Source organism: Streptomyces sp. RB17 (assembly GCF_009604455.1).
Taxonomy (GTDB): domain Bacteria; phylum Actinomycetota; class Actinomycetes; order Streptomycetales; family Streptomycetaceae; genus Streptomyces.
Map to the genome: position 1 here is coordinate 545,805 of NZ_WEGL01000001.1, position 26,802 is coordinate 572,606.

A 26,802-nucleotide genomic window follows, 5' to 3' on the forward strand; every position below is an offset into this window, starting at 1 on the left:
TTCCCTGTTTCCGCCCCGCTCCAGCCTGGCCGGCACCCGGGCCGTGCGCACAGCAATCAGCCACCAGGCGTCAGAAGGGGTACGTCGTGGCTGGGACGGTCGGCTCCACGGCTTTACGAGCCACTTTGGCGCGAGCCTCGAAGATCACGGCCCCAACGTCGTGCTTTACCGGGCAGGTCCACTACCTGCCCGACGCGGAGGGTAGGCCGTGCCCACTTGGAACCTACGACAGACCGCATGTCAAGCAGCGACTCGCCGACACTTCCCGGCGACCCACGGCCACCACGGGTGACTAGACGTCAGAAGATCACCTGTAAGGGCTAATTGCCAGTCAACCATCCTTACTGACAACAGTTTTGATGGTTCATCAGCACAACTTCGGAGCGCCGTAGCGGGCCTCCGTATACCCGATCAGCCCCACGAAGCCGGGATTCCGATTCGCTCGATATGACAGCAATAGGGGGTGTTAGTACGTTCAATCACGCACCGGCTGCCACAGCGGGCGCTCCTGCTCTCAGTCTCAGAGGGAGAACAAGCGACATGTTCATGACCCGTTCCCGCAAGATCGCCACGGCCGTCGCGGCCGCCGCGGCACTGACCGCGACTGGTATCACCTACGCCTCGGCCGTCTCAGCGCCGTCTCCCCAGTCCGCCCCGGCGGCTGTCGTGGCGGCGCCGCTCGGCGGTCCCAGCACCCCCAACAACAACGAAGGCAAGGGCAACGAAGGAAGAGAAGGAAGGGAGCACCGCCGCCACTTCGAGGGCAGGGTCTTCTTCAACGAGCGCGAATTCTCCGGCCGCCCCGACGGCTGCATCACCGTCGTCAGCGGCCTGGGTGCCAAGACCTTGAACATCCGCAACGACAGCCGCAACGTGGTCGAGGTCTTCCGTGGGGCCGTCTGCGACAACGGCGCCCCCATCGCCACCGTCGGCCCCCACAGCTCCGCCAACGGCGTCTGCCCGAGGTTCAAGGACGAGGACGAGAAGGAGAACGAGAACGGGAACTGCGAGGAGCGCGAGCACCACGAGAACGGCGAGCACCACGAGAACGGCGAGCACCACGAGAACGGCGAGCACCACGAGAACGGCGAGCACCACGAGAAGGGCGAGCACCACGAGAAGGGCGAGCACCACGAGGAGATGGAGGACGGCGTGAAGGTCAAGAACGGAGTCGTCGCCAGCTTCCGCGTCATCTGCCGCCACGGGAAGGGCGAGGGCGAATTCGGCGAGGGCGGCGGATTCGGCGAAGGCTAAAGCCGGCAACCGCCTGATGCGCATGCAGGAGGACGCCGGCCCACCGGAATCGGGCCGGCGCCCTCCGGCCAGGCGCACAATACAGGATCCCGGCCCGCCGTAATCGGGCCGGGATTCTCGATGCCCGGATGCCAGAGCATCAGGACGGACCGCGCCTCGGACCGTGCCGTGCCGACGCCCTGCTCCCCGAGCCGCCACCTGCAAACGGGGTTCGATTCCGGCGATTGGTTGCAGGTGACGGCGTCCTCTCGAATGTTCAGAAACTCAACGGTCCCCTGTGGTCGACCTGATAAAGATGAGGGGCGGCGGCCATGAACGGTCGGCAGTCCCGACGTCGTGGCTGACTGTCGTCGGTCGACGTACCAGTACGGTTCTCCGCCTCAGGCGGGAGGGCAGTGAAGTCGGCGTGAGCGATGACCATGGGAAAGGGCTACGCAATCTCGTCAGCCACTTGGGCGCCGACATCCGCGATCCCCACTACAGACCAGGTTCGAGAGCGGTCCCATTTCCTTGAATGAGGCGTGCCGTGGACCGCCTCTGTTTCCGTCTTATTCAGTCCGCAGACGGACACGGCCATCCAAATCGGCCCGACCGGCCAGAAGTTGCTGCCTCCGACGGTCAAGAACGCCGGCCCGACGCCGGCTTCGAGTGGCGCCGCGCACTGAGGTGGGGTGAGGCACTCGATCGGGTGAGGGAGGCGCCGGCGGGGGCGAGCGGGGCGGCGCAGCGGCCGCCTCCTTCGGTGCCGTGCCGCAGTATGTTCTCGGACAGTTCAACCCAGCACCTTGAGTATCAGGCGGTCACCCACGTCTCTGAGCAGATGAGCCGGGCAGGATGCGGGACGCGGTGGCGCGTGCGAGGCTGGCTCTGTGGATCATCGGTCGGCGTTCTTCCCCGATCCGACGCTCGGTATGGCCGCGCTGGACGGCGGCGGGCGGATCACGGCGTGGGGCGGTGCCGCGACCGCGATCCTCGGATACGACGCGGAGGCGGTGGTCGGCCGGAACGCGGCCGAGTTGCTGACGAGCGACGCGAACCGCGCGACGCTGCTCGCCACGGCGCGGCGGTGCCGGATGGGCGCGAGCGTGCGGGAAACGCTGGCCGTACGGCGCCGTGACGGTCACGGGGTGGAACTCGTGGTGCGGGCGTGGCCGGTGGTGGCCGGCGCGGGGGAGGTGCACTGGTACACGTTCTTCGTCGAGGTCGAGAGGGTGCGCGGCTGGGACACCGACCGGGCGGTGGTCGAGGGGCTCTTCGCCCAGGCCCCGATCGGGCTCGCGGTGCTGGACACCCGGTTGCGGTTCGTCCGCGTCAACGACGCGCTCGAACGCATCCACGGCCTGCCCCGGGAGAGGTCGCTGGGACAGCGTGTCAGCGCCCTGTTCCCCGGTCCCGAGGCCGACCGGATGGAGGACAGACTGCGCAAGGTGCTGGAGACCGGGGAACCGGTGACCACGGAGCACCGGGACTGGACGGCCGCGCCCGGTCAAGGGCATCGGGGGTGGAGCATCACCTCGTTCCGGCTCGTCGACCCGTGCGGCACGGTCCTCGGGGTGGCCTCGGCCATCCTCGACGTCACCGAGCGCAACCGGGCCCGGGACCGGCTGACGCTGCTCAACGAGGCCGGTGAGCGCATCGGCACCACCCTCGACGTCACCCGCACCGCCGCCGAGCTCGCCGAGGTGGCCGTCCCCCGCCTCGCCGACTACATCGCCGTCGACCTGCTGCGGGGCATCGCCCTGGGCGAGGAGTCCGGACCGGGGCCCGTCGGCGGTGGCGCCGTGCTGCGCCGCGCCGCCGTCCGCTCGGTGCAGGCGGGGGCTCCGGAGGCCAGCTACCCGGTGGGCGAACTGATCACCTTCCACCAGGCGACGCCCCAGGCGCGGGCGATGGCCACCGGGAAGCCCGTGCTGCTGACCACGCTGGAGGACTCCGAGGAGTGGCTGGCCCACGACCGGCACCGGGCCGCGAAGATGATCGAGGCGGGAATCCATTCGGTGATCGTCATCCCGCTGCGCGCCCGGGACGTCACGCTCGGCGTCGCCCACTTCTACCGGTGGCGGCGCCCTGAGCCCTTCGAGGCCGACGACCTCACCGTCGCCGAGGAGGTCGTGGCCCGCGCCGCCGTGTGCGTGGACAACGCCCGCCGCTTCACCCGCGAACGCCACGCGGCCCTCACCCTCCAGCACAGCCTGCTGCGGGTCACCACGCCCGAGCACAGCGCGGCGACCACCGCCTGCCGCCACCTGCCCGCCGCCTGCCCCACCGGGGTGGGCGGCGACTGGTTCGACGTCATCCCGCTCTCGGGGGCCCGCCTCGGCCTCATCGTCGGCGATGTCCCCGGCCGCGGCATCCACGCCGTCGCCGACGCGGCCCGCCTGCGTACGGCGGTCCGCGCCCTGGCCCAGCAGGACCCGCCCCCCGACGAAATGCTCGCCCAGCTCGACGACATCGTCGCCCAGGCCGCCGAAGCGGCCGAATACCACCCCGAGGCGCCCACGGCGGGCATCGGCACCACCTGCCTGTACGCCGTCTACGACCCCGTGGCCCGCCGCTGTTCCCTGGCCAGCGCGGCACACCTGCCCCCGGTCGCCGTCCAGCCGTCCGGCGTCCCGCTCTTTCCCGAGTTGCGCCCAGGACCGCCCCTCGGCCTCGGCGGCATGCCCTTCGAGACCACCGACCTCGACCTCCCCGAGGGCAGCACCCTCGCCCTGTACACCAACGGCCTGCTGCAGGGCGAGCGCGGCCACCGCGACATCGGTACGGTCCTGCACACCCTGCGCCGGACCCTCACCCACCCGGACAGCAGCCTGGAACACGCCTGCGACGCCGCTCTCGACACCCTGTTGCCCTCCCGCACACCGGACGACGACGCCATCCTGCTCCTCGCCCGCACCCACGCCCTCGGCCCGGACCGCGTCGCCACGTGGGATCTTCCCCGCGACCCGGCCATCGTCGGCCAGGCCCGCTCGCTGGCCGGCAGGCAGCTCGCCGCCTGGCAACTGGACGAGCTCGCCTTCACCACTGAACTCGTCGTCAGCGAACTGGTCACCAACGCCGTCCGCTACGCCCGCGCCCCCATCCAACTGCGCCTCATCCGGGCGGCGTCGCTCATCTGCGAGGTGTCCGACGCCAGCAGCACCTCGCCGCACATGCGCCAGGCGGCCGACACCGACGAGACCGGGCGCGGTCTCTTCATGATCGCGCAGATGGCCGACCGCTGGGGAACTCGCTACTCGCTCACCGGCAAGACGATCTGGGCGGAGTGCGCCATCCCCTCGTTCTCCGCCGTCGAAGGACTTCCGCGGGATCGCTGACCGCTCTCGCCCGCACCGGTCCACGGTCGATGCTCGCCGTCGGCCCAGAGGGGGAACGGGGACAGCGGGCGTCATGCGCGCCGACCGGCGGGGTGGCGGGCGGCGTCCCTGCCGTCCCGCGCTGTTGCGGAGGGAAGTGGCCCCGCGTTGCAATCAAGTGTGAGGCACTTTGGCGGCGCCGTGTCCGCCGGCCGCCCCGCTCCCGGGACGGGGGTCGGCCGGAAAGGGCTCAAGAACGACGCGCTGGGCACGTTCTCCTCGGTGGCCATGGGCCTTGCCTCCACCGGGCCGGCGTACAGCCTGGCCGCCACGCTGGGCGTCATCGTGGCCGGCGTCGGACTGCAGGCCCCGATCGTCACGATGCTGGCGTTCATACCGATGCTGCTGGTGGCGTACGCCTACCGGGAGCTCAACGCGACCAACGCCGACTGCGGGACCACGTTCACCTGGGCCACCCGCGCTTTCGGACCGCGCATCGGATGGATGGGCGGCTGGGGCCTCATCGTCGCCAACATCATCGTCATGGCGAACCTCGCCCAGATCGCCGCTGCCTACGGCTTCCGCCTGGTGGGGCTGGACGAACTCGCGGGCGACCGGCTCTGGACGACCGCCGCGGGCATCATCTGGATCGCCGTGCTGACCGGGATCTGCTACGTCGGCATCGAGGTCTCGGCGGCCGTCCAGCGCTGGCTGCTGTGCCTGGAAGTGGCGATGCTGATCCTTTTCGCCGTCGCCGCGCTGGTCAGGGTCTACACCGACCCTCCCGCGACGGCGATCCACGTGTCGGCCTCGTGGTTCAACCCCTTCGAGGTGCCCTCGGCAAGGGCCCTGACCGCGGGCATCCTCGCGGGGGTCTTCATCTACTGGGGCTGGGACACCGCCTTCGCGGTCAACGAGGAGACCATCGACAGCACGCGTATCCCCGGGCGCTCCGCGGTCATGACCACCGTGCTGCTCCTGGTCATGTACGGGCTCGTGTCCACCTCGGCACAGGCCTTCGCGGGAGTCGGCACCTCGGGCGTCGGGCTCCGCAACACGCACAACTCCGACGACGTGCTGTCCGGGCTGGGCAGGGCCGTGTTCGGGAGCCAGGGCACGGGGCTGCTCCTGTCGAGACTGCTGATCCTCATGGTGCTGACCTCCGCGCTGGCCTCCGCCGAGACCACCATCCTGCCCCTGGCCAGGACCGTCTTCTCCATGGCGGTCCACAAGGCGGTTCCCTCCCGGTTCGCCCGGGTCCACCGCAGGTTCCTCACTCCGACCTGGGGGACCCTCGGCATGGGAGCGGCCTCGATCGCCCTGTTCGTCCTGCTGGCGTCGGTCAGCCGGAACATCCTGGCCGACTCGATCGACTCGGTCGGTCTCGCGATCGCGTTCCAGTACGGTGTGACCGGTTTCGCCTGCCTCTGGCACTACCGCAAGGTCCTGACCCGCAGTACCAGAGACCTGCTCTTCAAGGGCGTACTGCCGGGGCTGGGCGGGCTGTTGATGATCTCGCTGTTCCTCTACGCGGCCTTCGTGGTCTACGCCGACCCCGGGTACGGCACGACCGCCGTCGACCTGCCGCTCATCGGCAGGACGGGCGGGGTGACCGTGCTCGGCCTGGGCGCCCTGCTGATCGGTCTCCTGCTGATGCCGTTGGTCACCCGTGGACACGGCGTGACCCTCAAACTCCAGCGGAGCCTGCTGCCGAGCCGCCTGCCACCGCACGCCGCCGTCGACTCGGCGAGCTGCTATCTGCCCGCCGACAGCGGTTCCGGGGTGGGCGGCGACTGGTACGACGTCATTCCCCTGTCGGGAACCCGGGTCGGCCTGGTCGTCGGGGACGTGCTCGGTCATGGCCTGCGTGCCGCGGCCACCATGGGACGCCTGCGCGCGGGGGTGCGCGTGCTGGCCCGGCTGGACCTGAGCCCGGACGAGGTGTTGTCCCGCCTGGCCGACCTGTTCGAGCAGACCACGCACGAGGGCGGGGTCGGCCCGGGCCCGGACCACGCGAGGCCGCACGCCGACGCGGCCACGGGCGTGAGCTGCCTGTACGCGGTGTACGACCCGGTCTCGGGAAAGTGCAGCGCCGCGCGGGCCGGAGACCTGGTGCTGGCCGTCGTCCAGGCGCACACGGGTGTCGTCGAGTATCCGGAGCTGCCGGTCGGGCCGCCGCTGGGGACCGGCGGACTGCCGTACCAGAGCACGGAACTGGATCTCGCGCAGGGCAGCCTCGTCGCCCTCTTCACGGACGGCCTCCTCCAGACGGCCGTCGACCGTGACGCCGGGCTCGTGCAGCTGTCCCGCGTCCTGGCAGGCGACCGGGCGTCCTTGGACGCGCTGTGCGACACAGCGATGGCCACCCTGCTGCCCGGGGCGGTGGACGTGGACGCGACGCTGCTCATGGTCCGCACGCGCCTGCTCGACCGGAACCAGCACGCCGAGTGGGCAGTGGCCCCGGACCCGGCGGCGGTGGCCACCATCCGCACCGCCGCCAGCAAGCAGCTCGGCGAGTGGGGGCTGGGCGACCTGGCGTTCACCACCGAGCTGATCATCAGCGAACTGGTCACCAACGCCATCCGCTACGTCGGCGGTCCGATCCAGGTGCGCCTGATCCGCGACCGGACCCTGATCTGCGAGGTCTCCGACACCGGCCACACCTCGCCCAATCTGCGGCACGCCGCGAGCGACGACGAGGGAGGCCGGGGCCTGTTCATCATCGCCCAGATGACCCACCACTGGGGCACGCGCTACACGCGCTCCGGCAAGACGATCTGGACCGAGCAGGACCTGCAGCAGAGCGGGACCCGCGCGTGATCCACAGCCAGGAGAGCCGGGAATTCCTTTTTCAGCCGGGTCCTGCTGGGCACCCCGCCGGCATGGGCAGCCCCAGGGCGCGGTGAAGTTCACCCAGCGCTATCCGGAGTCGTACAAGGCACGGATGCTCCAGCCGGATCGCCGGATCGCCGGATGCACTGGATCGCCGGATCCGAACGCGTGGCGCCGGCGTCTACCCCGGTATGGAACCGCAGCAGCCGCCTCCCCAGCCCCGGCAGCCGGAAGGTTGCCTCACCGTCGCGATCCGCGTGCCCTTGCGGATCGTCGTCCTGGTGCTGGTGGTGCCGGTACGAATGGCCTGGGACGCCCTCGTCGTCACCGGAAGGTTCCTGCGGGACACCGTGCTCAGACCCTTCGGCCGGGCACTGCAGTGGGTCGGAAAGGCCTTGTTCGTCTGGCCGTTCGCGGGTCTGTGGCGACATGCCCTGGTCCCCGTCGGCAGGGTGCTCGCCCGGCTCGGCACCGTCCTCGTCGTCGTACCGGCCGTGTGGTCGTACCGGTACATGCTCACGCCCGTGGGGCACGCCGTCGCCCGGCTGGCGCGCGGGGTGGGTGCCGGGCTCGCCCGGGGGTACGCGCGCGTGCTCACGCCCGTCGGGCATGCGGTCACCTGGCTGCTGACGGGCATCGGAGCGGTCCTCGCCGTCGTGGGTACCGGCGTGTACACGGTCCTCGCCCGGCTGGCCCGGTATCTGTTCGTCGTCCCGGCCCGTTGGCTGTACGACCGGGTCCTCACGCCCGTCGGACGTGCCGTCGCCTGGTGCGTACGAGGCCTGGGACGGCTGCTCGGTGCGCTCGGCACCGGCATCGAGGTCGCCCTGTACTGGACCCTCCGCGTCCTCTTCGTGCTGCCCGCCCTCGCGCTGTGGCGCTGGGTCCTCGCGCCGGTCGGCCGGTTCCTCGCCGTGGTGGCGCGCGAGATCGGCGACGCCCTCGGGCACGCCTGGCGGATCGCCGGACGGATCTCGCGGGCCGTCGGGCGCGCGCTCGGCACCCTCTTCCGGTGGATCTTCGTGGAGCCCCTGCGCCGGGTGTACCGGACCGTGCTCACCCCGGTCGGCCACCTCGTCCGGGACACCGTCCTGCGGCCCGCCGCCGAGGGGGCGCGGGTGGTGGGCCGGGCCGTCCGGGAGGCGCTGACCAGCGCCCGCGAGACGGTACGGCAGGCCCGCGCCGACGTCCGGCGGATGCTGTTCGGCGAGCCCCGGCAGCCGGCCGTCGTGGACCGGCGGGAACCTCAGGGGCCCGCGGCACGTACTCTTGGTAGCAGTACGACCGCACTCACGAAGGACTAGGACACTGGGCAAGCGACAGCCCGAAGGCCCGCCGCCCGCACCCGCGGTGCAGCGCATCCGACTGCGCTACACCAAGCGCGGCCGCCTGAGGTTCACCAGCCACCGAGACTTCCAGCGCGCCTTCGAGCGTGCGCTGCGCCGCGCCGAGGTGCCCATGGCGTACTCGGCCGGGTTCACGCCGCACCCGAAGGTGTCGTACGCCAATGCCGCACCCACCGGCACGGGCAGTGAGGCGGAGTACCTGGAGATCGCGCTCACCGCATCGCGCGACCCGGAGACCCTGCGTGTCCTCCTCGACGACTCGATGCCCACCGGGCTCGACATCGTCGAGGCGGTCGAGGCGCGGACCTCGGGCCTCGCCGACCGGCTGACGGCTTCCGTCTGGGAGCTGCGGCTGGACGGCGTCGACATGTCCGACGCCGAGCGCGCGGTCGACGTGTTCAACCGGGCGGAGACCGTCGAGGTCCAGCGGATGACCAAGAACGGCGTCCGCACCTTCGACGCCCGCCCGGCCGTGGTGAGCCTGGAAACGCACGGTTCACCGGCTGATAGGCCTACCGACCAGCCCTGTGCGATACTGCGGCTGGTTGTTCGGCACGTGACGCCTGCCGTACGACCCGACGACGTCCTGTCCGGTCTCCGCGCCGTGGCCGACCTGGCGCCGCCGGTCCCCGCAGCGGTGACCAGGCTGGCGCAGGGGCTGCTCGATGAAGAGACCGGCACGGTGACCGATCCGCTCGCGCCCGACCGCGAGGCAGCCGAGGCCCTGACGGCCACACCGGCCGCCGCCGCGACGGCGCCGGAAGGTGCCGCGTAGGGACGGACGTCGTAGCGCAGCCCTCGTACTCGGGAGCCACCTGGGTCGGGCAGCGCACCGACCAGAAGACTTTCGCCAGGCCGTACCGACAAGGCGTACGGAACCGGCGAGACAGGACACAGAGTGCTCCCGTGCGGCGCCCGCGCCCCGGACGGCGGCCATCGCGGAATGCGGGCCGTGGACGTCAACGGCGGACGGTCCCTGGTGACCGACGCCGGACCAGGCGCGGCGCCCGGGGGCCTGACGGGAGAAACGCCCGCATGCTCGAGCCGATCGAACCCCGCGAGGGTTCCGAACTGAACACTCCCAGCGACACCCTGCCGCCGCGCAGGCGTCGCCGTGCCGCCTCCCGCCCGGCGGGCCCGCCGGGCGCGGCCGAGGCTTCCGCCGAGGTGACCGTGCCGGCCATACCGGCCGCCGAATCCGACGAGGTCGCCGAGGTCCTCGACACCGCTGAGGCCGCTGCGGCCGAAGCCACTGAAGAGGCCGTGGCGGCGATCGAGGCGGAAGAGGCCGGTGCGCCGGCCGCCGAGGCCCAGGCCGAAACGGTCGAGGCCGCTGCGGCGCCTGCTGCCGACGAGGCAGCGCCCGCCGCCCGTTCGCGTCGCCGGGTCGCCCGTCGTGCGTCCGCGCCCGCCGGGGCGCCGGTCGCCGCCGAGGCCGCCGAGACCGTCGTTCCGGCCGCGTCCGCCGCCGAGACCGAGAAGCCCGCCACCGTCGCCGAGGGCGGCGAAGTCGTCTCCGGCGAGGAGGCCGCGCCCCGCCGCGCCCGCCGCCGCGCCACGCGCAGCGTCACTGCGCCGACCGCCGTCGCTTCCGGTGCCGATGAGACTGCCGTGACCGAGGAGGCTGCTGAGGCCACCGCCCCTGCCTCCGCCGCCGCGGAAGAGGCCGCGCCCGCCGGCCGTCCGCGTCGCCGGGTCGCCCGTCGTGCGTCCGCGCCCGCCGGGGCGCCGGTCGCCGCCGAGGCCGCCGAGACCGTCGTCCCGGCCGGTGTCGCGTCCGCCGCCGGCGAGGCCGAGAAGGCTCAGGAGGAAGCGGCGGTCGTCGAGGCGCCCGCTGCCGAGGAGACCGCTCCGGCCGCTCGTTCGCGTCGCCGGGTCGCCCGTCGTGCGTCCGCGCCCGCCGGTGCGCCGGTCGCCGCCGAGACCGTCGTTCCGGCCGCTGCCGCCGAGGCCGAGGAGCAGCCCGCCGTCGAGGCGCCCGCAGCCGCGGAGGAGGCCGCTTCCGCCGCGCGTCCGCGCCGCCGCGCGACCCGCCGTGCGTCCGCGCCCGCCGGTGCGCCGAAGGCGGCCGAGCCCGCCGCCGAGCCCGTTGCCGCCGAGGCCACGGCCGCCGCTGCCGAAGCCCCCGTGGCCGAGGCTGTCGCTGCCGCCGAGGTGAGCGGTGCCGGTGAGGAGGCCGCTGCCGGTCGTCCGCGTCGTCGGGTCGCCCGCCGTGCGTCCGCGCCCGCCGGTGCGCCGAAGGCCGTCGAGGAGGCTCCGGCCGCCGAAGCCGCCCCCGCCCCGGCCGTCCAGGAAGCGGAGGAGACCGCGGAAGCCGTCCAGGCGCCGGTCGCGGAGGAGGCGGCCCCGCGCCGTACCCGTCGCCGGTCCACCCGCCGGGTGTCCGCGCCCGCCACCGACATCGCCGAGTCCGCCGAGGCCGAGGCCGGCGCCCAGACCCCGGAGGCCCCCGTCACCACGCACACCACCGAGCCCGCCCCCGCCGCCCAGGCGCCGCAGGCTCCCGAGCCGCAGGCCCCCACCGAGGAGGCCGGCCCGCGTCGTACCCGGCGTCGGGTCGTGCGCCCCGTGTTCGGGTTCTCCGAGCCCGGGCAGCCCACGCAGCCCGCGCCGGAGGCCGAGGCGGAGACCCCCGAGGCCGAGGCCCCGCGCCGGCCCGCCCGCCCGGCCGTCGCCGTCTTCCAGGCGCCGGTGTTCACCGAACCGACCTTCCAGACCCCGGAGCGCGCCGCCGCCGAGGCCGCCGCCGTGGCCGCCGAGGTGGAGGAACCCGAGGAGGAGGCGGAGGAGCGCGCCGAGACCGGCACGCGCCGTCGCCGTCGCCGCCGGGGCGCCGCCGCCGAGGAGACCGGGGCCGTCGAGGCCGCCGCCGAGGAGGAGCCGGAGGAGTCCGCCGAGGGCGAGGAGGCCGAGGAGGCCGAGGACGCCGAGGAGACGGAGGACACGGAGGGCGCCGAGGGCTTCGAGGAGGCCGGTTCGCGCCGTCGCCGCCGGCGTGGCGGGCGGCGTCGTCGTCGCGGCGAGGCCGTCGAGGGCGAGGGCGCCGACGCGGAGGCCGAGGAACTGGCCGCGGAGCAGGCCGCGCAGGACGCCGAGGACACCGCCGAGCAGGAGGAGGAGGACGCCGAGGAGGCCCACGACGAGGCCGGCGCCTCCACCGCCGGCAGCCGCCGTCGTCGCCGTCGCCGGCGCCGCGCCGGCGACACCGGCGTCGACACCGAGCCCGGCGATGGCGACCCGGAGCGCACGGTCGTCAAGGTCCGCGAGCCCCGCAAGCCGGCCGAGCCGTCCGACGAGGTGCAGTCCATCAAGGGCTCGACCCGTCTGGAGGCCAAGAAGCAGCGCCGTCGCGAGGGCCGTGAGCAGGGGCGCCGCCGCGTCCCGATCATCACCGAGGCCGAGTTCCTGGCCCGCCGCGAGGCCGTCGAGCGCGTGATGGTCGTGCGTCAGCACGGCGAGCGCACGCAGATCGGCGTCCTGGAGGACGGCGTGCTCGTCGAGCACTACGTCAACAAGGAGCAGTCGACCTCGTACGTCGGCAATGTCTACCTGGGCAAGGTGCAGAACGTCCTGCCGTCGATGGAGGCCGCCTTCATCGACATCGGCAAGGGCCGCAACGCCGTCCTGTACGCCGGTGAGGTCAACTTCGAGGCGCTGGGCATGGCCAACGGCCCGCGCCGTATCGAGTCCGCCCTGAAGTCCGGCCAGTCGGTCCTCGTGCAGGTCACCAAGGACCCGATCGGTCACAAGGGCGCCCGATTGACCAGCCAGGTCTCCCTCCCGGGCCGCTACCTCGTGTACGTCCCCGAGGGCTCGATGACCGGCATCAGCCGCAAGCTGCCCGACACCGAGCGGGCCCGGCTGAAGACCATCCTCAAGAAGATCGTCCCCGAGGACGCGGGCGTGATCGTGCGCACCGCGGCCGAGGGCGCGAGCGAGGACGAGCTGCGCCGGGACGTCGAGCGGCTGCAGGCGCAGTGGGAGGAGATCCAGAAGAAGTCGAAGAACGGCAACGCCCCGACGCTGCTGTACGGCGAGCCGGACATGACCGTCCGGGTCGTCCGCGACATCTTCAACGAGGACTTCTCCAAGGTCATCGTCAGCGGTGACGACGCCTGGGAGACCGTCCACGGGTACGTCTCGCACGTCGCCCCGGACCTCGCCGGCCGGCTGTCGAAGTGGACCTCCGAGGTCGACGTCTTCGCCACCTACCGGATCGACGAGCAGCTCGCCAAGGCCCTGGACCGCAAGGTCTGGCTGCCCAGCGGCGGTTCGCTGGTGATCGACAAGACCGAGGCGATGGTCGTCATCGATGTCAACACCGGCAAGTTCACCGGCCAGGGCGGCAACCTGGAGGAGACGGTCACCAGGAACAACCTGGAGGCGGCCGAGGAGATCGTGCGCCAGCTGCGGCTGCGCGACCTCGGCGGCATCGTCGTCATCGACTTCATCGACATGGTCCTGGAGTCCAACCGCGACCTGGTGCTGCGCCGTCTGCTGGAGTGCCTGGGCCGCGACCGTACGAAGCACCAGGTGGCCGAGGTGACCTCGCTGGGCCTGGTGCAGATGACCCGCAAGCGGGTCGGCCAGGGCCTGCTGGAGTCCTTCTCCGAGACCTGCGTCCACTGCAACGGCCGCGGTGTCATCGTGCACATGGAGCAGCCGGTGTCCGCCGGCGGCGGTGGCGGCAAGCGCAAGAAGCGCGGCCGGGGCGCCGACGCCCAGGAGCACGTGCACGAGACCGCCGCGGTGGCCGTGGAGACCGGCGAGGCCGTCGAGCCCGAGGCGGAGACCGCCGCCGAGGTGGCCGCCGCGGCCGCCGTGCCGGTCGCCCTGCCGGCCCCGGACTTCGCGCCGGACGAGGAGCTGTACAGCAGCGTCGCCGAAGCGGAGGCGGCGGCCACCCGTGGCCGTACGCGGCGCCGGGCGAGCCGCCGGGCCTCTGCTCCGGCGGGCGCGCCCAAGGGCGAGGCCCGTCGCCAGGCGGCCCCGAAGACCGAGGCCGCTGTGGCCGCCGAGGCGCCGACCGCGCAGGACGTCACCGCCGAGCAGGCGGCGGCGCGCCCGGTGCGTCCGGAGCCGGCCGCCGAGGCCCTGGCCGAGCCCACGGCCGTCGAGGACCAGATGGTCCCGGCGCCGCAGCCCGCGGCCGTCGAGGAGGCCGCGCCCAAGGGCCGTACGCGCCGTCGTGCGACCCGGAAGGTGTCGGCGCCGGCCGGTTCCCCGGCGGCCGTCGAGGCGGCCGTGGTGACCGTCACCGAGCCGGTGGCCGAGCCCGCCGCCGAGGCACCTGCCGAGAAGGCCCCGGCCCCGGTCGCCGCCGAGGAGGCGCCCGCCGAGCCCGCTGCCCCGGCCCGTCCGCGCCGTCGCGCTGTCCGTGAGGTCGCCGCGCCGACCGCGTCCGAGGAGACGGCCGTCGTGGTCGTCCCGTCGGCCGCGGCGGAGGAGGCCCCGGCCGGCGACGTCACGGCCGAGGAGGTGGCCGAGGTGACGGCTCCGGCCAAGAAGGCGGTCCGCAAGACCGCCAAGAAGGCCACGGCGAAGAAGGCCGCCGCCAAGAAGACCGCGGCGAAGAAGACCGCGGCGAAGAAGACGGCGGCCAAGAAGACCACGGCCAAGAAGGCGGCCAAGACGGCCGCTGCGAAGTCGACGGCGAAGAAGACCACCACGGTCGCCGCCGCTTCGGAGGCCACCGACGAGGGCTGACGCCCGCGCTGTGGGGCTGGTCCGCGTGACCGGCCCCACACCCGGCGGGGCCCGGTTTGACCCTCCAGGTCATGGCCCCGTAACCTTGACCGTCGGCGTGTCCACTGAGCACGCCACATCCCCGTAAACCTCTTCCTCCTGGACGCAAGGCGGGCCGGGAGAGGTCGTCCGTGGTGTTTTGGGCGGCTGGCCTGCGGGGGTGCCGTTTCTTCGAGCGAAAGAGAGATCCGCGTGTACGCCATCGTGCGCAGCGGTGGTCGCCAGCACAAGGTTGCTGTCGGCGACATCGTTGAGGTTGACAAGATTTCCACTGCCAAGGTTGGCGACACGGTCGAGCTCTCGACCCTGCTCGTTGTCGACGGCGACGCTGTGACCAGCGACCCGTGGGTGCTGGCCGGCATCAAGGTCCAGGCCGAGGTCGTGGACCACCACAAGGGCCAGAAGATCGACATTCTGCGCTACAAGAACAAGACCGGCTACCGCCGTCGGCAGGGCCACCGCCAGCAGTACACGGCGATCAAGGTCACGTCGATCCCCACGGCTGCGAAGTAAGGGACTGAGAAGAGATGGCACACAAGAAGGGCGCATCGTCCACCCGGAACGGTCGCGACTCCAATGCCCAGCGGCTCGGCGTGAAGCGCTTCGGCGGTCAGGTCGTCAACGCGGGTGAGATCCTGGTCCGCCAGCGCGGCACCCACTTCCACCCCGGCGCCGGTGTCGGCCGTGGCGGCGACGACACGCTGTTCGCCCTGCAGGCCGGTGCGGTGGAGTTCGGTACCCACCGCGGCCGCAAGGTCGTGAACGTCGTTCCGGTCGCCTGAGTCCTCGGACTTCACGGCTCAGACCGAACGTTTCGCGAGGCGGACCTCACTTCCCGGACGGGAAGGCGGGTCCGCCTTTCGCGTGTTAAGAGCTAGACATACCGATCGTTTTCTGGAGGCACCCAACCATGACCACCTTCGTGGACCGCGTCGAACTGCATGTCGCCGCGGGTAACGGAGGTCACGGCTGTGCCTCCGTACACCGCGAGAAGTTCAAGCCGCTCGGCGGCCCGGACGGCGGCAACGGCGGCCGTGGCGGTGACGTCATCCTCACCGTCGACCAGTCGGTGACGACACTTCTCGACTACCACCACTCCCCGCACCGCAAGGCCACCAACGGCAAGCCCGGCGAGGGCGGCAACCGTTCCGGCAAGGACGGCCAGGACCTGGTCCTGCCGGTGCCGGACGGCACGGTCGTGCTGGACAAGGCGGGCAACGTGCTCGCCGACCTGGTCGGCCACGGCACCTCGTACATCGCGGCGCAGGGCGGCCGGGGCGGCCTCGGCAACGCGGCGCTGGCCTCCGCCCGCCGCAAGGCGCCCGGCTTCGCGCTGCTCGGCGAGCCCGGTGACCTCCATGACATCGTCCTGGAGCTGAAGACCGTCGCCGACGTGGCCCTCGTCGGCTACCCGAGCGCCGGCAAGTCCTCGCTGATCTCCGTGCTCAGCGCGGCCAAGCCGAAGATCGCCGACTATCCGTTCACGACGCTCGTGCCGAACCTCGGTGTCGTCACCGCCGGTTCGACCGTCTACACCATCGCCGACGTGCCGGGTCTGATCCCGGGCGCCAGCCAGGGCAAGGGCCTGGGCCTGGAGTTCCTGCGGCACGTGGAGCGCTGCAGCGTGCTGGTGCACGTGCTGGACACCGCGACCCTGGAGTCCGACCGCGACCCGCTCTCCGACCTCGACATCATCGAGGCAGAGCTGCGGGAGTACGGCGGCCTGGACAACCGGCCCCGGATCGTCGTCCTGAACAAGGTCGACGTGCCGGACGGCAAGGACCTCGCCGAGATGGTCCGACCCGATCTGGAGGCCCGCGGCTACCGCGTGTTCGAGGTTTCGGCGGTCGCCCACATCGGGCTGCGCGAGCTGTCGTTCGCGCTCGGTGAGCTGGTCGCCACGGCGCGCGCCGCGAAGCCGAAGGAGGAGGCGACCCGGATCGTCATCCGGCCCAAGGCCGTGGACGACGCCGGATTCACCGTCACCCGCGAGGAGATCGGCGGCGAGCCGCTGTTCCGGGTGCGCGGCGAGAAGCCCGAGCGCTGGGTCCGCCAGACCGACTTCAACAACGACGAGGCCGTCGGCTACCTCGCCGACCGGCTGGGCCGCCTCGGTGTCGAGGAGCAGCTGATGAAGGCGGGCGCCCGGGCCGGCGACGGTGTCGCCATCGGTCCCGAGGACAACGCGGTCGTCTTCGACTGGGAGCCGACGGTGATGGCCGGCGCGGAGATGCTGGGCCGCCGCGGCGAGGACCACCGTTTCGACGCGCCGAGGCCCGCGGCGCAGCGCCGCCGGGACAAGCAGGCGGAGCGGGACGAGGCGCACCGCGAGTACGACGACTTCGACCCGTTCGAGTAAGACTCGGTCGGCTGCCGTTGCCGCCTGGATCTGCCGCCCCCGGGCGGCGGGACGGGCCACCGAGATGAACGTCGGCCGAACACCCGGCACACTCCAGGGCAACCGCATCCCGCCCCGGTGAGTCGAACTGTGCGGCGTGGAGAGGTACTTCAGCCTCGCCACGCCGCACTTCTCTGTCTCCACGACTCCCGGAGCCGACGTGTCCCAGTCGTCCCAGCCCCGTCCCTTCCACCCGCGCACGCTCGCGATCGCCACGGGTATCGCCCTGGCCGCCGCCGGTGCGCTGCCGGCCTCCGCCGCGAGCGCCGCCCCGCAGCGGCCCGCCCAGCACCTGCGCGCGGACTTCAACGGTGACGGCTATGAGGACCTCGCGGTCGGCGCGCCGTACGCCACCGTGGGCGGCAGGACCCGCGCCGGATACGTGGCGGTGCTGTACGGGTCCGCCAAGGGGCTCTCGGCGAAGAAGGTGTACACACAGGCGTCCCCCGGCATACCCGGCACCGCCGAGAAGGACGGCTTCTTCGGCTCCCGGCTGGTCACGGCGGACCTCGACGGGGACGGGTACACCGACCTGCTGGTGGAGGCCGGGAACGAACGGTGGCGGCAGGACGGCATCGACCGGGCCGGCAGCCGGACCGTGCTGTGGGGCGGCCCCAAGGGGTTCGTCTCGGGCCGGGTGCTGCCCGCGGAGGGCACCGGTATCGGCCAGGCCTATATGACCGTCGCCGGTGACTTCGACGGCGACGGGCACCAGGACCTCGCCCGCAACGGCCGTGTCCTGCTCGGCCCCTTCGGCCGGGACGGTCGCCCCGCGGGGACCCAGGAGGGCGCGGACTTCACCGACGGCGACCTGAACACGGTCGCGGCGGCGGCCGGCGACACCGACGGCGACGGCATCGACGACATCGTGACGATCGCCCGGACGTACGACTGGGACGACGAGGGCAACTACGGCAACTTCGTGTACACCACGCGCGGCAGCCACGCCGGGCTGCGGGCCCCCGTCGAGCTGAAGAGCCTGTACGGGCCGAAGGCCGACGCCGTGGCGCTCGGCGATCTCAACGGCGACGGCCGCGCTGACCTCGTCGTCGGCGAGGACTCCCTGCGCATCGTGTACGCCGGCAAGCAGGGCCTCGGCGCCGGTGCCCCGCAGGTGATCACCCAGGACACGCCCGGGGTGCCCGGCGTCCAGGAGGCCGGGGACGAGTTCGGCCGGTCCGTGTCGGTCCGGGACGTCGACGGCGACGGCTGTGCGGACATCCTCGCGGGCGTCCCGTACGAGGACTTCGGCCGGGTGAAGAACGCCGGCACCTTCGCCCTCGTACCGGGGGGCCGCTCGGGGGCGACCGGTGCCGGGGCCAAGGTGTTCAGCCAGGACAGCGCGGGTGTACCGGGGACCGCCGAGTCGGGGGACATGTTCGGGGCCACCGCATACCTGGTGGACGGCAACGGCGACGGCAGGGCCGAGCCGGTGGTCGGCGCGCCGCGGGAGGACTCGGGCGCCGGCGCGTTCTGGGTGTTCCCGGGCCGTACGACCGCCCGGGGCTCCTACGCGGTCACCGCCCGCACCCTCGGCACGACCGCCTCCGGCGCGGGCCTCGGTACCGCGTTCCCGAACTGACGCTTCTGGCATGTCGTCACATCCGGCGTGCGGCCCGTGGGTCCGTGCGGCCCGTGTGTCCGTGCGGCGCGTGTGTCCGTGCGGCGCGTGTGTCCGTGCGCGCGCCGTGGGACTCAGCGGGGTCCCACGGCGCTCTCAGGTAAGCCTCAGGTAAGTCTCTTACCGTCTCGTGACCATGGAAACGGACTGTACGAAACCCACACCCCTGCCGCCCGGCACCCGGCTGCTGCACATCGGCCCGCACAAGACCGGGACCACGGCCCTCCAGGGCGCACTGTTCGCCGCGAAGGACCGGCTGGGGGAGCACGGTGTCGCGTTCCCGGCCCACACCCGGCACCCGATGGAAGCCGCCCTCGCCGCCTGCGCCCGGCCCGCGATGATGGGCGACCCCGTGCCCACCGACCGGCACTGGCGGCGGCTGCTGGACCAGGTGGCAGCTCGGTGGCGACCGGGTGCATGTGCTGGTCACGTTGCGTCCCCTGGTGAAGATCATGCCCTCGCAGTGGCAGCAGTACGTGCAGAACGGGCTGCGCATGGGCTACGCCGACTGGCTGGAGCACATGCTCCGCAGGCCGCCGTACGAGAAGCCCAATCCGAGCTTCTGGCACCGGCACCGGCACGACCGGCTGGTCGAGCGCTGGGCGCGGGCCGTCGGTCCGGGGCGGGTGACCGTGGTCGTGGTGGACGACCGTGACCGCGGTGGTCTGCCGCGCACCCTCGAGGTGCTGCTCGGGCTGCCGGAGAAACTCCTCCGGCCCGTTCCGGACGCCGCCAATCGGTCTCTTACCCTCGCCGAGACCGAAATGCTGCGGAATCTTAATGTCGAATTCCGCGGCAATGGACTGCCGGACGAGCTGTATTCCCGTCTTGTGCGGGGCGGCGCCGTGCCCCATATGAAGAACGCAAGCCCTCCCGCGCCCGGAGAGGTGAAGATCGTGACCCCGCGCTGGGCGGTCGAGCGGGCGGCCGCGATCGGCGTGGAGTCGGCCGGACGGATCGCCGCGCTGGGCGTGCGGGTCCTCGGCGATCCGGCGCTGCTGTCCGCCGTTCCCGAGCAGCCGGAGCCCGGGCCGGCCGAGCCCCGGATCGCCCCGGAGGCCGCGGCCCGGGCGCTGTACGGAGCCCTGGCCGCGGCGGCCGGGCAGGCTTCCGTCCGGGACGTGCACCAGGCGTCGTCGAGGGAACTCGTGCGGATACTCGGACACCGCCGCCTGAAGCGGCTCGGGCGGCGCTGAAGGGGTCTTGGCGCTCTCCCGTGACCGACCTGTGGACTTACTCACAGCAAATTCACGGGGGTTCGCGAGACCCGGACCCAATCACCAGGAGCGCAAGGTGAATGACAGGTTGCGCTCACATATGCATGGGATGTCGCTCACCTTGCACTGCCCTTACCTGAAGTGGGACCATTTCCCGGTTCCCTGTCGCCCCAAGGTAGGTCAGCCTGTGTCACAGCACATAGCCAAGCCCCGAACCACCGCAGTGATCCTGGCCGGTGGCACCGGCCAGCGGGTGGGTCTGTCGATCCCCAAGCAGCTGCTGAAGATCGCCGGCAAGGCAGTCATCGAGCACACCCTGACCACGTTCGAGAAGGCCGACTCCATCGACGACGTCATCGTGCTGATGGCGCCGGGCTATGTGCCGGACGTCGAGAAGATCGTCGCCAAGGCCGGCTTCACCAAGGTGAAGAAGATCATCGAGGGCGGCTCGACGCGGAACGAGACCACCGAGCGTGCCATCTCCGCGCTTCGAGAGGGCCTGGCCGAGGGTGAGGACCTCAACGTCCTCTTCCACGACGCCGTACGCCCCCTGCTCTCGCAGCGCGTCATCGACGACTGTGTGGCCGCGCTCGAGCGCTACCAGGCCGTGGACGTCGCCATCCCGTCCGCGGACACCATCATCGTCACGCGCACGCACGGCGAGGACGGCGAGTTCATCACCGAGATCCCGGACCGTTCCCGGCTGCGCCGCGGCCAGACCCCGCAGGCCTTCAAGCTGTCCACGATCCGCCGTGCCTACGACGTCGCCGCCGGTGACCCCAACTTCCAGGCCACGGACGACTGTTCCGTCGTGCTCAAGTACCTGCCGGACGTGCCGATCCACGTCGTCGCGGGTGACGAGTACAACATGAAGGTGACCCAGCCGGTCGACGTCTTCATCGCGGACAAGCTGTTCCAGCTCGCCTCCACCGCCGCCCCCGAGCAGAACGGCGAGGACGACTACCGCGCCCTGCTCACCGGCAAGACGCTCGTCATCTTCGGCGGCTCCTACGGCATCGGCAAGGACATCGCCGAACTCGCCGAGTCCTACGGTGCGAAGGTCTACGCGCTGGGCCGCTCCACCACCGGCACCCACGTGGAGAACCCGGAGGAGGTCGACGACGCGCTGTCCAAGGCGTACGCGGAGACCGGCCGGATCGACTACGTCGTCAACACCGCGGGCGTGCTGCGCATCGGCAAGCTCGCCGAGACCGACAACGCCACCATCGAGGAGGCGCTGAAGGTCAACTACCTGGCCCCGGTGCAGATCGCCCGTTCCAGCTACAAGTACCTGGCCGAGACCAAGGGCCAGCTGCTGCTGTACACCTCCAGCAGCTACACCCGCGGCCGCGCCGAGTACTCCCTGTACTCCTCCACCAAGGCCGCCATGGTGAACCTCACCCAGGCGCTGTCCGACGAGTGGGCGGGCGACGGCATCCGCGTCAACTGCATCAACCCCGAGCGCACCGCCACCCCGATGCGCACCAAGGCCTTCGGCCAGGAGCCCGCGGGTTCGCTGCTCTCCTCCGAGGCCGTGGCCCGTACCTCCCTGGACGTGCTGCTGTCGGAACTGACCGGCCACGTCATCGACGTCCGCCAGCAGGACCCGACGGCGGGCGCCGCCCAGGCCTCCGGTTTCGAGCAGGCACTGGCCACCGTTCTGGACCGCCAGGACGGCGTGTAATAATTCGTCAATAGCTTTTTAGGAATTTCAGGCCTCTGCTGTCGCTCGTTCACCGGGCGTTAGCAGAGGCCTGAATCCGTACATCTCTCACATCTCTCACATCTCTCACATCTCTCATATTTCTCATAATTTCCAGCGAACCGGCACTCCCCCTCCCAGAGCAGGTTTCTCCGTGATATCCACCGCTATTCGCGTAGCCCGGGTGGGCAGCGCGGCCGAGCTGACCGCGGCGGCGCTCATGATCCTGGGCTTCCCGGCGCTCATGCTGGCCGCGCTCGTCCCGAGCGTTCCCGCCTTCGCGGCGCTGGCCGCCGTGACGTACCTGGCGGACCACTATCTGCACCGCAAGGGCAGCTATCTGATCAACCGCCTCAGCAAGATCCGGGCGGGTCTGTCGATCCGCTTCCTGATCCGGCAGCTGCTGCTGATCCTGCTGCTGGCCCGCCTGTCGCACGCGGACGACCTGATCTTCTACGGTGCCGTCGCCTGCTTCATCGCCTTCTACGGCCTCCAGGCCCCGCACGGCGCGCTGGTCACCCTGATCCGCAACCGCCGTCGGATGCCGGTCGCCACCCGCAACATCGACCTGAAGTCCCGCATCCGCATCCCGGACGCCCCGCCGCACCGCCTGCTGCACCGCAGCGCGGAGAAGATGCTCCACCTCGACCTGTTCGCGATGGTCGGCATTCTGGTCTCCGCGGGGCAGGACTCACCCGCCGCCCCGGGCTTCGCCGGCGTCGGCCTCACCGTCGGCCTCGGCGTCCTGTACGTCCTGGTGCTCGTGCCGTACGTGCGCGGCCGGAAGATCCCGCCGAGGGCCGAGGTCGTCCTCGCCGCCGTCGACGACTGGCTGGCCGGCTACAAGCCGCAGACGGTCCTGTACTTCTCCGGCTCCAAGGACTCCGCTTACCAGGTCAACATGTGGCTGGAGACGATGGAGCAGCTGGACACCCGGCCGCTGATCATCCTCCGCGAGCGGGCCATCCTGAACAGCCTCGCGCCGACCACGGTCCCCGTCATCTGCGTGCCCGGAGGGGTGCACCTGATGAACCTGGACCTGTCGACCGTGCGCGTCGCCCTGTACGCCGCGAACGTGGGCAAGAACATCCACCTGCTGCGCGTGCCCACCATGAAACACGTCTTCATCGGCCACGGCGACAGCGACAAGCTCGCCAGCGTCAACCCGTACAGCAAGGTCTACGACGAGGTGTGGACCGCCGGCCGCGCCGGCCGCGACCGGTACGCCATCGCCGACGTCGGCGTCCGCGACGACGACATCGTGGAGGTCGGCCGCCCGCAGCTCGCGCCCATCGAGAACTGGCAGGGCGTGCCCGACGGACGTGTCCCGACCGTGCTGTACGCGCCCACCTGGGAGGGCTGGGACGGCAACCCGGGCAACACCTCGATCGTGCTCGCCGGCGTGAACATCGTGAAGAAGCTGGTCAAGGCCGATCCGCCGGTCCGCGTCCTGTACAAGCCGCACCCGTTCACCGGCACTGTCAGCAAGGAGGCCGGCGCCGCGCACAAGCGGATCACCGCCCTGGTCGAGAAGGCCGCCGCCGAGCGCGCCGCCGACTCCCGCTTCACCGCCGACGGCAAGGCGGTGGCCCAGGCCAAGGCCGACCTGGCCCGGATCGAGGCCCGGCTCGCCGAGCTGACCGCGGCCGGCGGCGACAGGGGCGACGAGGCCGAGGCCACCCGCGACGGCGTGGTCGACGTGGCCAGGCACGAGGAGACCGCCCGGCTGCGCGCCGAGTGGAACACCGCCTACTGGCGTTCCTTCCCGTCGTACGAGCACCGCGTCATCACCGGCGCCGAGCCGCGCCTGTACGACTGCTTCAACGTCTCCGACGCGATGGTCTCCGACATCTCCTCCGTGGTCTCCGACTTCATCGCGAGCGGCAAGCCGTACGCGGTCACCGACTCCGCCGAGCTCGGCCACGAGGAGTTCAAGCGCCAGAACACGGCGGTGCGCGCCGCCGTGATCCTGTCCAACGACGCCCGTGAGCTGGGTGGCCTGCTGGACGCCGTGCGCGATCCGTCCGCCGATCCGCTGATGGACGCCCGCACCCAGCTCAAGCGGTATCTGCTGGGCCCGGACGAGCCGACGTCCATCGTCCAGTTCAACACCGCGGTGGACGACCTCGCCCTCAAGGCCGAGGCCCGCAACGTCGGCCAGCAGTCCCGGCTCGGCGCCGCGAACGCCGACCCGGCCGAGGCCGTCGAGCTGACCAACGCGGTGCCCGGCCAGCGGACCGCGTCCGCCGACGACCAGGACGGTGCGAACGCGGGCTGACAGCCCCTACTGCCGACGAGGGCCGGCCCCGGGAACGATCCCGCGGCCGGCCCTTCTCGTTGTGCGGAATCCGTTGTTCAGGCTTCTTACGGGCGCTCTTACCCCGGCCGCCGGCCGACGGTGAGCAACTCTTACCGACCCTACGTACTGTCAGGTGAACACCCGAACCCCGTGTGACGTGCGCCACTGATCTCCCCGCGCAGGGCAACCGCTCCCATGAGAAGTCCGTCTAACAAGTTGCCATTGCGGCAATACGGGGAAAATTGTCATTTGGTAAGTAAGGGGGAAGTGTGACCGTCGTGACGCAGCCTGATGTGAGTGTGATCATCGGGGCGTACGAAGCGATGCCGTACCTGGTCGAGTGCCTGGCCTCCGTCGAGGCGCAGACCATCGACCCGGCACGCCTCGAGGTCATCGCGGTCGACGACGGCTCGACGGACGGCACCGGGGAGTACCTGGAGCAGTTCGCCGCCCGCGCCCCCATGCACGTCACCGTCATCCGCCAGGAGAACTCCGGCGGCCCCAGCGGCCCCCGCAACGTCGGCCTCGGCAAGGCGGCCGGCCGGTACGTGTTCTTCCTCGACGCCGACGACCGGCTCGGCCCCGAGGCACTTCAGCGCATGGTGGCCATGGCCGACGAGAACGGCACGGACGTGGTGCTCGGCAAGGTCGAGGGCATCAACCGCATCCCGCCGAAGTCCATGTGGGGCAAGACCCTCGGCCGTACCGACGTCTTCTCCTCCAACATCAAGTTCACGCTGAGCGCGCAGAAGCTGTTCCGCCGCGAGCTGCTGGACAGGCACGGCATGCGGTTCGACGAGTCGCTGTTCACCGGTGAGGACGCCCTCTTCACCATGGAGGCGTACCTGCGCGCGGACGGCGTCTCCGTCCTCGCCGACTACCCCTGCTACTACCTGGTCGGCCGCGACGACGGCAAGCACGTCACCAAGAGCGGCAGCTACACGCTCCGCTTCGACTCGGCGCGCGCCCTGATGAGGCTGATCGCGGACCTGGTGCCGGCCGGGGACAAGCGCGACACCCTCATGGTCCGGCCCTTCCTCATCACCCTGCTGCCGCAGTTCGGGCCCAGGTTCCTCAGGGACGGCGAGAAGGTCCGCCGGCACAAGCTGGAGCTGGCCAAGCCGCTGACGGACGCCTATTGGACGCCCGGAGTGGCCCGGCGGCTGAAGGTGCACGAGCGGCTGCGACTGCACCTGGTCGCCCTGCAGCGCGCCGAACTCCTCCTGGACGTCGTGGAGTTCGTCAAGGCGAAGCAGGAGGCCGGCGCGATCCTGGAGAAGCGCGGCACCCGCGTCTACCTCGCCTACCCGCACTTCCGGTCGGAGACGGCCGGCATCCCGGACGACATCTACCTCGCCGCACCCCGTGAGGCCCGCACCGTCCACGGCTACCGCGAGGCCGCCGCCAACTCCTTCCTGCGCCGGGCCGTCCGCAAGGTACGGCGGACGCTGTCGGCGAAGGACTTCAAAACAGCGGCGGCCTGACCACCCCGGCTCCCCACGGCCGGGGCCGTACGCCGAGCCTTCCCGGTGTCGAATGCGGCCTGCCGAGCGGCCGGCCGCCGTACAGCAGGGCTGGCTGCACCGCGGTCTGAGCGGGCCGGGCCCTACTGCTTGCCCGGCTGCAGGGCCCGGCGCAGCGGGCGGCCCACCACGCGGCGGGCGCGCCGGTAGACGGAGGCGGCGGGCGCGGCCGTGCCCTGCGCCTTGCTCGACCGGGCCAGCTCCTTGCGCAACTGCGCATTGTCCTGGGCCAGTTCGCTGACCTGGCTGTGCAGCCAGCCGAAGCGGCTGCTGAGCGAGGCCAGGTCGGTGTCGTTCCACGGCCGGATGCCCGGCGGGAAGGACAGCGACCGCAGCCGCTCCTCGAAGACGGCGCCGCCGTCGCCGTGCGTGAATGTGTTCCGCAGCCCGTTCTTGTCCAGGAAGCCGACGAACCGGTCGAACCGCTCCCGGTGGTTGCCCACCAGGCCGCCGAGGTCCGCCTGCTCGTACAGCCGCGCCGGATCCGCCGCCTCCGGGTCCTTGGCGGCCCTGTCCAGCCGCTGGTGCGGGATCTCGAAGTACCGGCACAGCTCCAGGGTGCGCGAGTCACCGCACAGCACGGTCGCGGGCGTCCCCGCCAGCAGCGCCGCGATGTTGCCGTGGATGCGCGAGCCGAAGGAGAAGTCGAAGCCGCGCAGATCGTCGATCCAGGTGACCGGGTCGACGTACACCCGCACCTTGTCCTCCCGGTACATCGGGTGGTCGGGGTGTGTCGGCATGGCGGTCACCCGGGAGTTGGGATCCGTGAGGTCCCGCCAGTGCAACTGCCGTGCGTCGCTGAGGTTCTGGCCGATGAACCGCAGGTTCGGATAGCGCGCGTGGGCACGGCCGATGATCCGGTCCAGGCCCTGCTTCTGCACCGCGCTGTGCGAACCGTTGAGCGCGATCCGCGACTCGGCACTCAGCGCCGGCACCCGCTTGCGGACCTCGAGCTCGGGGCCGTACAGGAACATCGACGGGCAGCCGATGACCTCGACGTCACGAAAGCCCATGTCCCGCAGGTACTGCTCGGTGAACTCGCCCCGGACGCCGATCGACGAGCTGCGCTCCAGCACCGCCGTGCAGAACTCGCGCACCGACTGTTCCATCGGCTTCAGCCGGGCCGGGTCGTAGCTCACCCCGGTCTGCGCGCCGACGCCCAGCACCACCACCGGGATCCGGAGCCTGCCGATCAGCCGGGTCAGCCGCTTCAGCCGGCCCTCGAAGGACGGCCGGAAGGCGTTGGCCAGTGGGACGACGAACGCGTCGTACTCCTCGTTGATCCGGACGGCCGCGGCCAGGTCCGTGCCGATGCCGTTGGAGACGACCTCGGTGCCCGGTGTCTGAAGGATCTTGTGCGCCGCGTCGCTGAAGATCAGATTGCCTGAGTTGGTGGCGATGACGTCCCGGTGCAGGGCCTCCTCGACGGACAGGACGTCGTACGGGCTCTTGCCCGATCTGAGCAGAATGCGTTTCACGAACTTCAACTTATGTTTGGATCAGTTTTAATTTCTATACGGAATCAGTACAACCTTTTTGCCGTACGCAAATAGTGAAAGCACAGTCACG

General features: G+C 71.3%; 14 protein-coding genes and 1 pseudogene. 14 read left to right on the top strand and 1 reads right to left on the bottom strand.

Annotated features, from left to right (window positions below):
- Window positions 1-540: 540 nt before the first annotated feature.
- The 14 genes and pseudogenes from SRB17_RS45905 to SRB17_RS02565 all read left to right on the top strand — a co-directional run bounded on the left by SRB17_RS45905 (window position 541) and on the right by SRB17_RS02565 (window position 25,194).
- Window positions 541-1,254, top strand: a complete 714-nt coding sequence (locus SRB17_RS45905; RefSeq protein WP_228395821.1) for a hypothetical protein — start codon at window positions 541-543, stop codon at window positions 1,252-1,254.
- A gap of 869 nt (window positions 1,255-2,123) precedes the next feature.
- Window positions 2,124-4,571 carry a SpoIIE family protein phosphatase gene (locus SRB17_RS47465; RefSeq protein WP_153534191.1) on the top strand — a complete coding sequence of 816 codons (2,448 nt, stop codon included), beginning with the start codon at window positions 2,124-2,126 and terminating at the stop codon, window positions 4,569-4,571.
- 180 nt (window positions 4,572-4,751) lie between these two features.
- Window positions 4,752-7,370 (top strand): amino acid permease, encoded by a 2,619-nt coding sequence (locus SRB17_RS45925; RefSeq protein ID WP_323374864.1) that lies wholly within the window; start codon window positions 4,752-4,754, stop codon window positions 7,368-7,370.
- Window positions 7,371-7,573: 203 nt separating this feature from the next.
- Window positions 7,574-8,686 carry a hypothetical protein gene (locus SRB17_RS02515; RefSeq protein WP_153534194.1) on the top strand — a complete coding sequence of 371 codons (1,113 nt, stop codon included), beginning with the start codon at window positions 7,574-7,576 and terminating at the stop codon, window positions 8,684-8,686.
- A gap of 46 nt (window positions 8,687-8,732) precedes the next feature.
- Window positions 8,733-9,503 (top strand): TIGR03936 family radical SAM-associated protein, encoded by a 771-nt coding sequence (locus SRB17_RS02520; protein ID WP_323374865.1) that lies wholly within the window; start codon window positions 8,733-8,735, stop codon window positions 9,501-9,503.
- A 260-nt stretch (window positions 9,504-9,763) separates the two neighbouring features.
- The gene (locus SRB17_RS02525) at window positions 9,764-14,434 is read left to right on the top strand and encodes an Rne/Rng family ribonuclease (RefSeq protein ID WP_153534196.1); all 4,671 of its coding nucleotides are present in this window, start codon (window positions 9,764-9,766) and stop codon (window positions 14,432-14,434) included.
- A gap of 231 nt (window positions 14,435-14,665) precedes the next feature.
- Complete coding sequence (gene rplU / locus SRB17_RS02530) at window positions 14,666-14,986, top strand: 50S ribosomal protein L21 (RefSeq protein WP_009188585.1); 321 nt, start codon at window positions 14,666-14,668, stop codon at window positions 14,984-14,986.
- Between the two features lie 14 nt (window positions 14,987-15,000).
- Window positions 15,001-15,255 (top strand): 50S ribosomal protein L27, encoded by a 255-nt coding sequence (rpmA, locus tag SRB17_RS02535; protein ID WP_055703572.1) that lies wholly within the window; start codon window positions 15,001-15,003, stop codon window positions 15,253-15,255.
- 128 nt (window positions 15,256-15,383) lie between these two features.
- Window positions 15,384-16,832 carry a GTPase ObgE gene (gene obgE, locus SRB17_RS02540; protein ID WP_153534199.1) on the top strand — a complete coding sequence of 483 codons (1,449 nt, stop codon included), beginning with the start codon at window positions 15,384-15,386 and terminating at the stop codon, window positions 16,830-16,832.
- 199 nt (window positions 16,833-17,031) lie between these two features.
- On the top strand, window positions 17,032-18,453 hold the full coding sequence (locus SRB17_RS02545) for an FG-GAP-like repeat-containing protein (RefSeq protein WP_153534201.1): 1,422 nt from the start codon (window positions 17,032-17,034) through the stop codon (window positions 18,451-18,453).
- Window positions 18,454-18,628: 175 nt separating this feature from the next.
- Window positions 18,629-19,688: pseudogene (locus tag SRB17_RS02550) on the top strand (hypothetical protein).
- 208 nt (window positions 19,689-19,896) lie between these two features.
- Window positions 19,897-21,393 carry a bifunctional cytidylyltransferase/SDR family oxidoreductase gene (locus SRB17_RS02555; protein WP_323374867.1) on the top strand — a complete coding sequence of 499 codons (1,497 nt, stop codon included), beginning with the start codon at window positions 19,897-19,899 and terminating at the stop codon, window positions 21,391-21,393.
- 202 nt (window positions 21,394-21,595) lie between these two features.
- Window positions 21,596-23,689, top strand: coding sequence for a hypothetical protein (locus SRB17_RS02560; RefSeq protein WP_323374868.1), 2,094 nt, complete (start codon window positions 21,596-21,598; stop codon window positions 23,687-23,689).
- Window positions 23,690-24,033: 344 nt separating this feature from the next.
- Window positions 24,034-25,194, top strand: coding sequence for a glycosyltransferase family 2 protein (locus tag SRB17_RS02565; RefSeq protein WP_153535615.1), 1,161 nt, complete (start codon window positions 24,034-24,036; stop codon window positions 25,192-25,194).
- A 122-nt stretch (window positions 25,195-25,316) separates the two neighbouring features.
- Here the strand turns inward: SRB17_RS02565 and SRB17_RS02570 are convergent, their stop codons facing one another.
- Complete coding sequence (locus tag SRB17_RS02570; protein ID WP_323374870.1) at window positions 25,317-26,711, bottom strand: polysaccharide pyruvyl transferase family protein; 1,395 nt, start codon at window positions 26,709-26,711, stop codon at window positions 25,317-25,319.
- Window positions 26,712-26,802 lie beyond the last annotated feature (91 nt).